Here is a 14,699-nt window from a genome sequence, read left to right as displayed (position 1 = left end):
TTAGTTTATAATTCAATTTTATAAATTAAATTGCATATCAATTTTAAGTAGCTTTAATTATGAATTACAAATCGGATATTGGTTACCGCAAACAAATTTTAACTCGCTTATTGAACACAATAATCGTTCACGAAAACGAAATTGTTAGTGCTTTAAAAGCTGATTTCAATAAACCTGAATTTGAAACCGTCGTAACTGAAACTAGTTATGTCATTTCCGATTTAAAATATACCATAAAAAATATTTCTAATTGGGCCAAACCTGAAAGCGTTTTTCCTTTCATAGTGAATATACCTTCTTCAGACACCATTTATAAAGAACCTTATGGTAAAGTACTTGTGATTTCACCTTGGAATTATCCTTTTCAATTGGCACTTTGTCCAGTAATTGCTGCTGTTGCCGCAGGAAATCAAGTCGTTTTAAAACCCTCTGAATTAACTCCCAATACGGCGGCAATTATTCAGAAGATAATTAATGATGTTTTTCCTGAAGATCATGTGTCAGTGATCCAAGGTAATGCCGAAGTAGCCACTCAATTATTAGAACAACGTTGGGATTATATTTTCTTCACAGGAAGTGTGGCAGTTGGTAAAATTGTAGCCCAAGCTGCAGCAAAAAACTTAACTCCAGTTACTTTAGAATTAGGCGGCAAAAACCCATGTATCGTTGATGAAACTGCCAATTTACAATTGGCTGCCAAACGAATTGTTTGGGGTAAGTTCGTCAATTGCGGGCAAACTTGTATTGCACCTGATTATATTTTGGTTCATCAAAAAAGTAAATCCCAATTCATTGATTGTTTGAAAGCAGAGATTGTAAATGCATATGGTGAAAATCCTGAAATTTCTCCTGATTTTGCTCGAATTATTAATGGTAGAAATTGGTCTCGATTAATAGAGATGATTGAACCTGATAAAGTAATTTTTGGCGGACAATACAATAACGAAACGAACTACCTTGCTCCTACCCTAATTGAAGAGAATAATCTTGATAGTTTGATAATGCAGGATGAAATTTTTGGACCATTACTTCCCATAGTTACCTATACTGAAGAATCAGAAATTGATAGTATTATTGCTCGATACGAAAAGCCTTTAGGATTGTATATTTTTAGTGAGAGAAAGAAATTCTGTGATACAATAATTGCTAAACATTCTTTTGGAGGTGGTTGTATTAATGACACCATGATTCATTTTTCGAATAAAAAATTACCTTTTGGAGGCGTAGGACACAGTGGAATTGGAGCTTATCATGGTAAATTAAGTTTTGATATCTTTTCGCATCATAAAGGAGTGGTTAAAAAAGCAACTTGGATTGATTTACCTTTACGCTATGCGCCTTACAAAGGAAAATTAGCTATTGTAAAGAAAATATTAAATTGGCTATAATACTAACTAATCATTTAATCCCAAACTAACCTAAATATGAAAACAATTTCTGAAAAAATAACAGACCTAAAGAAAAACGGATACGAATTACAATTTGAAACGGTATTCAACAAAGCATTCGAAAACTATAAAAAAATTGCTATCTACGCAGGACTTGCTATTCTTGTATTTGGATTTCTTATAATCCTTATTGCCGGATTAGGTGTCGTTGGTTTTATAGGTGCCGAAAATATCAATCCCCATGCTATGAAACAATTGGAAGCTAAAATGCTCCAACCCGAATATATAGGGTATCAATTAATTGGCGCAATAATTTTCAGCACACTATTTAGCCCAATAAGTGCAGGGTTTTTAAAAATGTGCCAAGCGGGAGATAAAGATACCGAATTTAAAATGCGTCATTTCTTCTCTTTTTATAATTGGTCTTTTTTTAAAGAATTAATTATAGCTACTTTCATCATCACATTAGTAAGTACAGGAATTAATAGCCTATTCACCTATTACAAAATAACATTTGTTGGGAATCTTTTATCCTTTATTATTGGAATCTATACTACACTCGCCATTCCATTAATCATTTTTGGTAAACAAAAAGCAATAGAAGCAATACAAGCTAGTATTAGTATATCTAGCAAACAGTTTTTCACAATCTTCCTACTATTATTAGTAGCTTTTTTTGGTTCATTAGTGGGTTTAATTGGGTTCTGTATCGGAGTTTTATTTACCGTTCCGTTCAATATATCCATGCAATACGCCATTTATGATGTGATTATTGGTACAGAAGCAATAGATGTTATAGAATCAAAAGAAAACTAACCTAACCAACCGTCACGATCTAAACTTCGGTATTGAATTGCTTCTGCAATATGATGAGATACGACTCTTTCGGCAGCTTCTAAATCGGCAATAGTTCGAGCTACTTTTAAAATTCGGTCATAGGCCCTTGCTGAAAGATTCAATCGCTCCATAGCGTTTTTTAATAATTCTTTTGAGGTTTCGTCTAAAGCACAAAATTCCCGAATATGTTTGGTACTCATTTGGGCATTATAATGTATTGTTGGCATCAATTCAAAACGAGCCGATTGAATTTCTCTAGCGTTTGTAACTCTTTTGCGGATTTCGACACTACTTTCTGCTTTTCTGTCATCGGATAATTTTTCAAAGGGAACGGGAGTTACTTCTATATGAATATCAATTCGGTCTAATAATGGTCCTGAGATTTTATTCATATAGCGTTGCATTTCGTGAGGAGAAGAAGTTTGTGGTGCATCAGGATCGTTAAAAAAACCACTCGGACTAGGATTCATACTTGCTACCAACATGAATGATGACGGATAGGTAACTGTAAATTTCGCTCTGGAAATAGTCACTTCTCTGTCCTCTAAAGGTTGGCGCATTACTTCAAGAACGTCTCGCTTGAACTCTGGCAATTCATCCAAGAACAAAACCCCATTGTGTGCCATCGAAATTTCACCAGGTTGCGGATAACTTCCGCCTCCAACAAGCGCCACGTTGGAAATCGTGTGGTGTGGACTTCTAAAAGGGCGTTGATTCATCAATCCGACTTCTTTCAATTTACCAGCAACACTATGAATTTTAGTCGTCTCCAAAGCTTCTCGCAAAGTCATGGGAGGCAAAATACTTGGTAATCGTTTGGCTAACATGGTCTTTCCAGCTCCAGGTGGACCTATCAAAATAATATTATGACCTCCTGCAGCGGCTATTTCCATACACCTTTTAATACTCTCTTGCCCTTTAACATCAGAAAAGTCGAATTCAGGAAAATCTAAGGTTTTATAAAACTCAGCTCTTGTATCAATAGTTGTAGGTTCTATGGTTCCCTTTCCTTCAAAAAAATCAATAACCTCTTGCAAATTTTCTACACCATACACCTCTAAATCCGAAACAATGGCAGCTTCCTTTACATTCTGTTTTGGCAAAAAGAATCCTTTAAATCCTTCTTCCTTAGCCTTAATAGCAATTGGTAATGCTCCGCGAATGGGTTGTAAACTGCCATCCAAAGACAATTCACCCATAATTATATAACGATCTATTTCATCTCCTTTAATTTGGGACGAAGCAATTAAAATCCCGATCGCCAAAGTCAAATCGTAGGCTGAACCTTCTTTTCGTAAATCAGCCGGTGCCATATTGATGGTGATTTTTTTACCTGGCAAAGTGTAGCCGTTATTCTTTAAAGCAGCAGCAATTCTATAGCTACTTTCTTTAATAGCATTGTCTGGCAAACCCACTAAATGATATCCAATTCCTTTATCGATATTCACTTCAACAGTTATTGTTGTAGCTTCTACACCAAAAACTGCGCTACCAAAAATTTTTGTCAACATAATTCAATGATTTATAACCAAAATAAAAACTTAAATATAGTTTATTTTAAATAAAATAAACATATAAATTAAAATTTTACTGATAATTTGAATTAAAGGCATAAAATATTCTTATGTAACAAATGTTAAATTTTTATAATAAGTACAATGAATTTTAAATAGTATTATATTTATAAAATATTTAAACTAGTAATTATGAAAAAAATTATTCTATTTCTTCTTTTGGTTACTTCTGTAACACCATCAATCTCACAAAATTATTTCCCAAATAATGAGAGTGTGCAGAACAAAAACCAAAATTTTACTGCATTAATTAATGCTAAAATTTATGTTACACCTAGACAAGTAATTGAAAAGGGAACCTTACTTATTCAAAATGGAAAAGTAATCAGTACAGGAAAAGACATTGTAATTCCAAAAAATTCGATTATCGTCAATCTAGAGGGTAAGACAATTTACCCCTCTTTCATAGACATGTACACGAATTTTGGAGTTGAAAAACCAAGAAGTTCAGGACCTATGGCAAGAGGTGCGCTTTATGATACTAAAAAATCGGGCTACTATTGGAACGAACATTTAAGAGCTGAAGTAAATGCATTTGATACTTTTAAATACGACGAAACAAAAGCCGAGGAGTTTTTGAAAGCTGGATTTGGAGTTGTTGGTACTCACGTACCAGATGGAATTGCTAGAGGAACTGGTACTCTAATTGCTTTGAATAACTTTGATAAAGGAGGTCGTTTAATTGCTCCAAAAATCACCAATCATTTTGGATTCACACGAAGTGCAATTTCTGGTCAATCCTATCCAAGTTCATTGATGGGTATGATGGCGCTATTGCGTCAAATGTATCATGATATGGATTGGTATAAAAAAGGGAACTCAGATACTAAAGATGTTTCTTTAGAAGCGATGATAGAAAATCAAAAACTAGTTCAATTATTTTCTACAGAAGACAAGTTGAATAGCTTGAGAGCGAGTAAAATTGCTAAAGAATTTGGTATTACATACGTAATGAAAGGAAGCGGAAATGAATTTGAGCGTATTGAAGAAATTAAAAATACCAATTCAAAGTTTATCATTCCTATTAATTTCCCTGAAGCCTATGATGTTTCAGATCCAAATCAAGCCAATCAAATGGAGTTGAAAGATTTCCGTTTTTGGAATCAGGCACCTTCAAATTTAAAAGTATTGGCAGATAATGGAATTACATTTGCATTAACTACTGAAAATATCAAGAAAATGGATCAGTTCAAAACCAACTTATTGAAAGCTATTCAATATGGTTTTGATACTACAAAAGCATTGGAAGCATTAACTACTGTTCCTGCATCAATTTTAGGAAAGAGTAATGAAATCGGTTCATTAAATAATGGAAGCCAAGCTAATTTTATCATTACCTCTGGTGATTATTTTGATAAAAAGACCGTTTTACATGAAAACTGGGTGCAAGGAAATCGATACGTAGTTAACGATATGAATTCACAAGATATCCGTGGAAACTATGACTTAGTTATTGATAATGAAACTTATAAATGGAAAATTTCAGGAGAAATTGGAAGTCCTAAATCAGACTTAACTAAAGCTGATGCTAAAAAAATGAATTCAAAAATTACGATTGCTAACGAATGGATGTCGGCTGTAATTAAGCCAGCTGATTCGTTAAGTACTAATTTTATTCGTTTGAGTTCTTATTTAAACAAGACTTCTAATTTAAGTGGTAAAGCCATTTTTAGCGACGGAAAAGAAGTAAGCTGGAAAGCTACTAAAACTGCTGATTTTAAAGCTGAAGCCGACGGTAAAAAAGAAACTAAAACAAACCCAGTTCAGCCAGTAACTTATCCAAACGTTGCTTTTGGAAATTTACAAAAACCGACCGTTCAAAATATGTTGTTCAAAAATGCTACTGTTTGGACTAATGAAAAAGAAGGGATTTTACAAAGTGCTGATGTTTTGATCAAAAATGGTAAAATTGCTGCAGTAGGAAAAAATTTATCTGATCCAACTGCAACAGTAATTAATGCTGAAGGAAAACATTTAACAGCTGGAATTATTGATGAGCATTCTCATATAGCAATTTCAAAAGGAGTAAATGAAGGAGGTCACAATTCAAGTGCTGAAGTTACTGTTCAAGATGTAGTAAACTCAGAAGATCCTAACATTTATAGAGATTTGGCAGGTGGTGTTACTGTTTCACAATTACTTCACGGATCTGCAAATCCTATCGGAGGTCGATCTGCCATTGTTAAATGGAAATGGGGTATGTCTCCTGACGAAATGTTATACAAAAACCAACCTAAATTCATCAAATTTGCTTTGGGTGAAAATGTAAAACAATCCAATTGGGGTAATGTAAATCCAACTCGTTTTCCACAAACCAGAATGGGTGTAGAACAAGTTTTTACAGATTATTTCCAACGTGCAAAAGAATACGATCTAGCCTGGAAAAGTTACAACAGCTCTAAAAAAGGTAAAGCTCCAAGAGTAGATCTTGATTTACAAACCTTAGCAGAAATTTTAAACAAGGATCGATTCATTTCTTGTCACTCTTATGTACAATCTGAAATATTGATGTTAATGAATGTTGCCGAAAAATTCAATTTTAGAGTAAATACTTATACTCATATTCTTGAAGGTTACAAAGTCGCTGATAAAATGAAAGATCATGGTGTTGGAGCATCTACTTTTTCTGATTGGTGGGCTTATAAATTTGAAGTAAATGATGCCATTCCTTTTAACGGGCCAATAATGCACAATAAAGGAATTGTTGTTGCTTACAATTCAGATGATGCAGAAATGTCAAGAAGATTGAATCAAGAAGCGGCTAAAGCTGTGAAATATGGTAACGTATCAGAAGAAGATGCATGGAAGTTTGTAACACTAAACCCTGCTAAATTATTACATATCGATGATAAAGTAGGTAGTATCAAAGTGGGTAAAGATGCAGATGTAGTTTTATGGAATACTAATCCACTTTCGATTTATGCTAAAGCTGAGAAAACTATTATAGAAGGAGTTGTTTATTTTGACATCCAAAAAGATGAAGAACAAAGAAAAGCAATTGCTAAAGAACGTACTACATTAATAGGACAACTTCTTGAAGAAAAAAACAAAGGAATGATTACGCAAGAACCTAAAAAAGCAGAGCGAACTGAGTATCACTGCGATTCTATGGAATATTAGTATTAGATCCTTTTAATTTAAAAAATATTTTAGTCATGATACATAAAAAAATAGCGCTACTAGCATTTGCATTCACCATTACATTTAATTGTGTTGCACAACAAACACCCGCAGCTAAACAACAAAAATCAATTTTGATCATTAATTCTACCACCCATGTGGGAGACGGAACTGTATTGTCAAATTGTGCTGTTGGATTTAAGAACGGAAAAATTGATCTGGTTTCTAATGCAACAACTGTCAATAAATCAAACTATGAAATAGTGATTGATGCAAAAGGTAAAGACTTGTATCCTGGATTTATAGCTCCTAACTCTACATTAGGTTTAGTTGAGATTGATGCGGTCAAATCCTCTGATGACGAGTCTGAAATTGGAACTTATAATCCTCATGTACGAAGCTTAATTGCTTATACTGCAGATTCAAAAGTAGTAGAAACTGTTAGACCGAATGGGATTTTAATGGCACAAATAACACCTAGAGGAGGTCTAATATCTGGAACTTCATCTATTGTACAATTAGATGCTTGGCATTGGAGTGATGCAGTTGTAAAAGAAAATGACGGAATTCACATGGATTTTCCTTCTAGCTTTAGAAGAAGTGGTTCTTGGTTTGAGCCAGGCACTATCGAAGCAAATAAGGACTATAGTAATCAAATAAAAGATCTAAATTCTTTTTTGGCTAATGCCAAAGTGTACAATGCTACAACTTCTAAAGAGAGAAATATCGTATTAGAGGCAACTAAAGGTCTTTTTACTGGTGAACAAACACTTTTCATTCATGCTAATGAAGAAAAGCAAATGATTGATGCTATTGAACTTGCAAAGAGTAATGGAATTAACAAGATTGCTATTGTTGGTGGTTATGAAGCTTATAAAATTGGTGCCTACTTAAAAGAAAACAAAGTAGGTGTTTTGTTAAGAAGAGTTCATGACATGCCGGAAAACGATGATGACGATATTGATTTACCTTATAAATTGGCTTATTTACTTACTGAACAAGGTGTAACAGTTGGTTTAGAAAATAGTGGTTCTCATGAAAGAATGGCAACTCGTAATTTACCATTTCTAGCAGGTACTTGTGTAGCTTATGGTTTAGACAAAGAGAAAGCTTTGCAATTAATCACTTCTAATACTGCTAAAATTTTAGGAATAGACTCTTTTTGCGGAACTATAACTGTAGGTAAAGACGCTACTTTATTTTTATCTGAAGGTGATGCGTTGGATATGCGTACAAATAAATTAACCGAAGCCTACATACAAGGAAGATCAATAAGTTTAGAAACACACCAAACTAGATTAAATGATCGTTATAAAGCAAAATTCAATCAGAAGTAATTAGTTTTATTTCAAACCATTACCAAAGGGTCAATTGTAATTAATTGACCCTTTTTTTATTCTCTAAATATCCTCAAAACTAGAATTATTTCAATAATTAAAATTGCCAAATCCAAAAAATATAGTATTATATTAGTTAAACCCTAAAAATTTATGGGTATAAATTTATTATTTAATAAAAATTTAAAATATACCCCTACAAAAAATAGAGTGTAATAATAAAATACATACTTTTATTGAAATTTAAAAATAAAAGTTATGCGTAAAATTGTTTTAAGTGTGATTCTAATCACTGTTTTGGGACTTACTTTTTTCTCAAATTATTTTGTTGTGGAATCTACACAATTAGGAGCTCATATTGTTGAGTTAAAATTAGACACCGGTGATACAGCTTGGATGATCGTTGCCTCTGCATTAGTTTTAATCATGACACCTGGTCTTGGATTCTTCTACGGAGGAATGGTTGGAAAGAAAAATGTAATTAGTACTATGCTACAAAGTTTTATGGCAATGGTGATTGTAACTGTATTATGGGTGCTAATTGGCTTCGGTTTGTGTTTTGGTCCATCTATCGGAGGAATCATTGGAGATCCTTCCTATAATTTATTATTCAATGGAGTAAGCGCTAATACTGCTTGGGAATTAGCTCCAACCATTCCATTACTTTTATTCGCATTCTTTCAGGCTAAATTTGCCATCATTACACCTGCATTAATTACAGGTGCTTTTGCAGAGCGTGTTCGTTTCTGGGCGTATTTGCTATTCATGGTATTATTCATATTAATTATATACGCACCACTTTGCCATATGACATGGCACCCTGATGGATTATTCTTTAAAATGGGAGTTCTTGACTTTGCTGGTGGTACTGTTGTTCACATGAGTGCTGGTTGGGCTGCCTTAGCTGGTGCTATTTTCTTAGGAAAAAGAAAAGTTCAAAAAGTAAACCCTGCTCGCATTACTTATGTATTATTAGGTACTGGGTTACTTTGGTTTGGATGGTTCGGATTTAATGCTGGTTCTGCTGTAGGATCTAGTGGTCTTGCTGCACAAGCATTAGGAACAACCACTGTTGCTGCCGCTGCTGCTGCGATGGCCTGGGTATTCCTAGACAAAATTATGGGACATAAATTATCTGCAATGGGTGCTTGTATTGGAGCGGTTGTTGGTTTAGTTGCCATCACACCTGCTGCTGGTTTTGTAAGTATTCCTCACGCTATTTCCATCGGTATTATTGCAAGTATCATTAGTAACTTCATGGTAATGAAATTTCCTAAAGGAAAAATTGATGATGCTTTAGATGTATTTGCTTGTCACGGTGTGGGTGGTATGACAGGAATGCTACTAACTGGTGTTTTTGCATCCAATGCTGTTAATCCAATTGTGGGTGACAACCAAGGTTTAATCTTTGGTGATACAACTTTGTTTTTAATCCAATTAAAAGCATTAGTATTAGTGTCTATTTTTGCTTTTTCAGCATCTTACGCTTTGTTCTTTATCGTAAACAAAATCACACCATTACGTGTGAGCGAAGACAAAGAAGAATTAGGTTTAGATATTACGCAACACGGAGAGTTCTTATAAGCTACTCTCATTTAATAAATAAAAAACCGCAACTAATAGTTGCGGTTTTTTTATGATAGAAAATTAATGTTTATTTTTTAAAGTTCGAGATTCCTATTTTTAACCAAGCTTCATATTCTTCTATTCCAACAAAACTAATAGTAGGTTGTTTAGAATTCAAACTAGTACCTTCTAAATCTGTTAAAACATACAAAGGCTGTGTATTGGTTTTGTATTTCGAAATCATAAAGTCAGTCCATTTATCACCAATAGTTTCTATACTAGATCCTGAAGTTGTAGAAACAGTTTGTTCATTTTTAGGTAATTCTCTTTTATCATCTACATACAAAGAAATAAGAACTACTTCATTTTTCAATAAGGGTAGTATTCGTTCATCTGACCAAACTGTATTTTCCATTTTTCTACAATTAACACAAGCATGCCCCGTGAAGTCTAATAAGATGGGTTTATTTACTGTTTTGGCGTAAGCCAATCCTGTATCATAATCGTCAAAAACTACAATTTGATGCGGACCTAATTTCGCTCCTTCCGGCAAAACTGTTCCTGAAGTACTTGAAACAGAATTAGTACCAATTCCTAATGGACTTTCGCTATACTCCATTGGTGGTGGAAAAGCACTGATTAATTGCAACGGAGCTCCCCATAATCCAGGTATCATATAAATGGTAAAGGATAGTACAACTAATCCAAAAGATAATCTTCCCACCGAAATATGTGACATGGGGCTATCGTGAGGCAAGCTGATTTTTCCAAATAAATACAACGCCAAAGTTCCAAAAATAGCAATCCATATGGCTAGGAATACTTCTCTCTCTAATAGATGTAATTGCAAAACTAAATCGGCATTAGATAAAAATTTAAATGCCAAAGCCAATTCCAAAAATCCCAATACCACTTTTACAGTATTCAACCAACCACCTGATTTTGGCAATGAATTCAACCAACCTGGAAACATCGCGAAAAGCATAAATGGAAGGGCTAAAGCCAGTGAGAATCCAAACATTCCAACAATAGGTGCTATTCCGCCCTTAGAAGCTGCTTGTACCAATAATGTTCCTACAATTGGACCAGTACAAGAAAAAGAAACAATAGCTAAGGCCAATGCCATAAACAAAATTCCGATTACTCCTCCTCTATCCGCTTGACTATCTACTTTATTTGCCCAAGAATTAGGCAACATAATTTCAAAAGCTCCCAAAAACGAAACTGCAAAAACTACTAATAAAGCAAAGAAAAATAAGTTAAACCAAACATTCGTCGAAAGTGCATTCAAGGCATCAGCACCAAAAATCCAAGTCACTAAAACACCCAATATCACATAAATTACAATAATTGAAATTCCGTAAAAAAGCGCATTTCGAACTCCAGCACTTTTAGACTTGCTTTGTTTTGTAAAAAAACTAACTGTCATTGGTATCATTGGAAACACACAAGGGGTTAACAAAGCTGCAAATCCCGAAAAGAAAGCAATAATAAATATGGACCATAACCCCATTTCTTCTTCAGTCGGTTCCGTTGCTGGTGTTGTCTCAACAGTTGTAGCGACCTCGGTTTGATTCACAACTGCAGCGGTGTCAACAGCAGTATTTGTTGTATCCGAAACTGGTTCCGCTGCAACTAAATCCGCTTCTGGAGATGGAATAATAAATGTAAAACTCTTCTCTAAATTGATACAAGCCTCTTTACAAACTTGATAATTCAGAGCCACCTCTACTTTAGCAAGCTTTGAATTTGTCAATTTGATTTCTTGTGTCAACTGCGCTTTCTTCTCAAAAAAAGTTTCGTTAACCTCAAATATATCATTGTAAGCCGTTTTTGTTTTGCTCTCTTTGGTTTTACCAATCAATTCAAAATTACCTTTTTGATTTTTAAAAAGGATCTCTAAAGGCAACGAACCTCCTTCAGCTGTAAATTGTGAATACAAATGCCAATCCTTCTCTATCACTCCATTAAAAGTGAGCAGATAATTGCCATTCGCTTTTTTATCAATTTGTGTAGTCCATTTAACAGGATCTAAAATTTGAGCATTTCCTTTGGCGAAAGCCAATACTATCAATACTAATACGACTAATTTTTTCATTCTATACATTCAATTTTTAATAGGTTTTTTGAATTAGGATCTATTTTAAAACGTTCGTCTTGTCGGATTCCAACCACCCAAACTACTTGATTATTGGAACACAAAAGCCAAACTTTTTCTTTGTCTATCAACGATAATTTCTCGTCTTTGAATAACTTACTTACTTTTTTTGATTTGCCTTCCATACCAAAAGGCTGAAAAACATCTCCCTCATTCCAATGACGCAAAGTCAATGGAAATACTAATTTGTCTTGATCTACAAATATAGTTGAATTAGAAGCGACTCCTATCTTCGAAACAATCGAAAAAACAAGATTTAAGGGAAATTTAACTTTGGATTCGACCGATTCAATTTCGAATTCTTGTTGATTATCTTGAGATGGTAACGGACTTAAAATCAAACAATCTCGATCTTTTATCAATCTAAAATACGGTGCTACCACTTGTTTACCTGACTGACTAGTAACTAATTCATAAATATCATCCCATGCTGTAAAACCAAATTCCTTTAGCCATTGGTATAAATACGAACTGTAATTTGGCAATTGCAATAAGCGAACCAAGTCAAAATAAATATCCTCTCCTTCTTCCCGCGCCACTTGTTGATACACCATAATAGCAGCATCGTCAACTAATTCTTGTGCTTCAGATAGAAACGATTGCGTTTTTTCGAAAGAACTCATAAAATTAGGATTTAGCTCTTTCAACAATGGGACCAAGTGATGACGAATTTTATTTCGCAAATACTTATCGGAGGCATTACTACTATCTTCTCGCCATTTCAACTTATTCACAGAAGCATATTCTTCCATTTGTTGTCGAGAAAAAGACAATAACGGTCGGATTACTTTTTCATTTTGAGCAGGTATACCTGTTAAGCCTTCCAAACCAGTCCCTCTTGAAAGATTAATCAAAAAAGTTTCTAGATTATCATCAGCATGATGAGCAGTTAAAATAAAATCTCCTTTTTGAATCGCTAATTGCTCGTAAAACCAACTATAGCGTAACTCACGAGCGGCGACTTGGATAGAAACCTTACAATCAGCAGCAAATGCCTCAGTATCAAATTGAGTAAACACAAACGGAATAGCATTCGTATTCGAATACTCTTGAATAAACTGTTGGTCTTCAAAACTTACTAAACCACGCAATTGAAAGTTACAATGCAACACTACAATTTCATAGTTCAATTGTTGGAAAAGATGCACTAAAACCATACTATCCAATCCCCCACTAACAGCTAGCAAGAGTTTTTTTCCTTGTAAAAAAGAAAAATGATTAGATATATGATTTTCGAATTGCCCCAACATATTCAAATGTAATTAATTCATATAATTTAACGCAACACTTCGTGCATTGCTTTTGCCTTTAACAAACATTCCTCGTATTCTTTTTCGGGATCAGAAAGTGCCGTAATAGCACTTCCAACCGAAAAAGAAAGGTATTTTTTTTCTTGATTGTACAAAATACTTCGAATGACTACATTGAAATCAAAATCGCCATTCGGACTAAAATAACCAATAGCACCACTGTACAAACCTCTTTTTGTTTCCTCCAATTCTTCAATGATCTTCATTGCCGAAATTTTAGGAGCACCAGTCATACTTCCCATAGGAAAAGTTAACTTCAACACATCAATTAATGAATGTTTAGTATCTAATTTTGAGGTAATTGTGGAAATCATTTGATGTACTTGTTGAAATGAATAAATCCCACACAACTCCTTAACTTCAACTGTTCCTTTTTGTGCTGTACGCGATAAATCGTTCCGAACTAAATCGGTAATCATTATATTTTCAGATCGTTCTTTTGGATCAGAAGCCAAATTTAATTTGGCAAGTTCATCTTCCTTAGGATCTGAAAAACGTTTTGCAGTTCCTTTAATGGGTTGCGAGATTAATGTCTCTCCTTCCTTTCTTAAATACCGTTCAGGTGTAGCAGAAAGTAAAAAATGATTATTATTTTTAAAGTAAACGGCAAATGGAGTTTGAGAAATTGCATTCAATTTATTGAACTTCTCCAATGGATTAATCGTAGCATTCTCAGCATAAAATTCCATACAAAAATTAGCTTCATAGATATCTCCTCGATGAATGTGTTCTAAAAATGTAGTTGCCTTTTGAATGTATTCGTTTTTGGAAAAACGAGCCTTAACCTCAGTACTTTGACTCTTTTCGAACTCAATAGTGGCTAATTCCGTGATTTCCTTATAGTCTATTTCCACCTCATCATCACACAAATTCAAATACTGAATAGTGAGTTGATTCCCTTTCAAAAAAAACAATTTCTTAGGTTGGAAGAAAAACAAATCGGGAAACGCCAATCCGTCAAAATTATCGGATTGTAAATCTTCGCTATCATTCTTTAAATCATACGATAAATACCCAAACAGCCAATCTTTAGTCGTTTGCTGGTATTGCTGTAAATCCTCAAACGCATTGTGATAATCGGTCTGAATCAATGTAAAAGCATCTACTGCTAGAATAGCATCATAGCTTGAAAACTCTTGTGGATAATCATTACTATCCATAAAAACAACCTCCCTAAATTGTTGCGACCAATCCAATAATTGCTTTTTAAAAGCTAATGGGTTGGTAATCGATTTATGAATTTCTGTTCGCAATGTGTTTCCTTTTAGAATGCCAAAAATACAACAAAATTCATTGTTAGAAACGGAAAAATAAAGCTGAATAATAGCTCATTGAAATAAATATATTTGACAAGAATTTTGTATTTATAAAATAAGTATTTTTGAAATACTAACCTTAAAACCAAAAAA

Annotated in this window: 9 protein-coding genes; 5 read left to right on the top strand and 4 right to left on the bottom strand. The window is 33.9% G+C overall.

Going from position 1 to position 14,699, the window contains the following annotated elements; genetic code table 11:
• The first annotated feature begins 59 nt into the window (after window positions 1-59).
• Window positions 60-1,388 (top strand): aldehyde dehydrogenase, encoded by a 1,329-nt coding sequence (locus LPC20_RS07845; RefSeq protein ID WP_229324180.1) that lies wholly within the window; start codon window positions 60-62, stop codon window positions 1,386-1,388.
• A 36-nt stretch (window positions 1,389-1,424) separates the two neighbouring features.
• Complete coding sequence (locus LPC20_RS07840; RefSeq protein ID WP_229324177.1) at window positions 1,425-2,204, top strand: hypothetical protein; 780 nt, start codon at window positions 1,425-1,427, stop codon at window positions 2,202-2,204.
• On the opposite strand, the gene LPC20_RS07835 is transcribed toward LPC20_RS07840, so the two are convergent.
• A complete protein-coding gene (locus LPC20_RS07835) occupies window positions 2,201-3,736 on the bottom strand; it encodes a YifB family Mg chelatase-like AAA ATPase (protein ID WP_229324175.1) in 1,536 nt (511 codons plus the stop codon). The genes LPC20_RS07840 and LPC20_RS07835 overlap by 4 nt on opposite strands.
• A 195-nt stretch (window positions 3,737-3,931) precedes the next feature.
• Between LPC20_RS07835 and LPC20_RS07830 the strand changes: the two genes are divergently transcribed.
• The 3 genes from LPC20_RS07830 to LPC20_RS07820 all read left to right on the top strand — a co-directional run bounded on the left by LPC20_RS07830 (window position 3,932) and on the right by LPC20_RS07820 (window position 9,840).
• Window positions 3,932-6,919: an amidohydrolase family protein gene (locus LPC20_RS07830; RefSeq protein ID WP_229324173.1), complete on the top strand. Its 2,988-nt coding sequence runs from the start codon at window positions 3,932-3,934 to the stop codon at window positions 6,917-6,919.
• A 35-nt stretch (window positions 6,920-6,954) separates the two neighbouring features.
• A complete protein-coding gene (locus LPC20_RS07825) occupies window positions 6,955-8,256 on the top strand; it encodes an amidohydrolase family protein (protein ID WP_229324171.1) in 1,302 nt (433 codons plus the stop codon).
• Between the two features lie 258 nt (window positions 8,257-8,514).
• Window positions 8,515-9,840, top strand: a complete 1,326-nt coding sequence (locus LPC20_RS07820) for an ammonium transporter (RefSeq protein WP_229324169.1) — start codon at window positions 8,515-8,517, stop codon at window positions 9,838-9,840.
• Between the two features lie 70 nt (window positions 9,841-9,910).
• Here the strand turns inward: LPC20_RS07820 and LPC20_RS07815 are convergent, their stop codons facing one another.
• From LPC20_RS07815 to LPC20_RS07805, 3 genes are read right to left on the bottom strand one after another with little or no spacing between them, the layout of a single operon-like run.
• Window positions 9,911-11,920 (bottom strand): protein-disulfide reductase DsbD family protein, encoded by a 2,010-nt coding sequence (locus tag LPC20_RS07815; RefSeq protein WP_229324167.1) that lies wholly within the window; start codon window positions 11,918-11,920, stop codon window positions 9,911-9,913.
• Entirely contained in the window at window positions 11,917-13,230 is a 1,314-nt protein-coding gene (gene tilS / locus LPC20_RS07810; protein ID WP_229324165.1) for a tRNA lysidine(34) synthetase TilS, read from the bottom strand. Before tilS ends, LPC20_RS07815 begins: the two co-directional genes overlap by 4 nt.
• A gap of 26 nt (window positions 13,231-13,256) precedes the next feature.
• A complete protein-coding gene (locus tag LPC20_RS07805) occupies window positions 13,257-14,543 on the bottom strand; it encodes an anthranilate synthase component I family protein (protein WP_229324163.1) in 1,287 nt (428 codons plus the stop codon).
• Between the last annotated feature and the right edge of the window lie 156 nt (window positions 14,544-14,699).

It is taken from the genome of Flavobacterium ammonificans, assembly GCF_020886115.1.
Lineage (GTDB): Bacteria > Bacteroidota > Bacteroidia > Flavobacteriales > Flavobacteriaceae > Flavobacterium > Flavobacterium ammonificans.
Note: the sequence above shows the minus strand (reverse complement) of the source record. Positions and strands in the feature narration are given on the sequence as shown.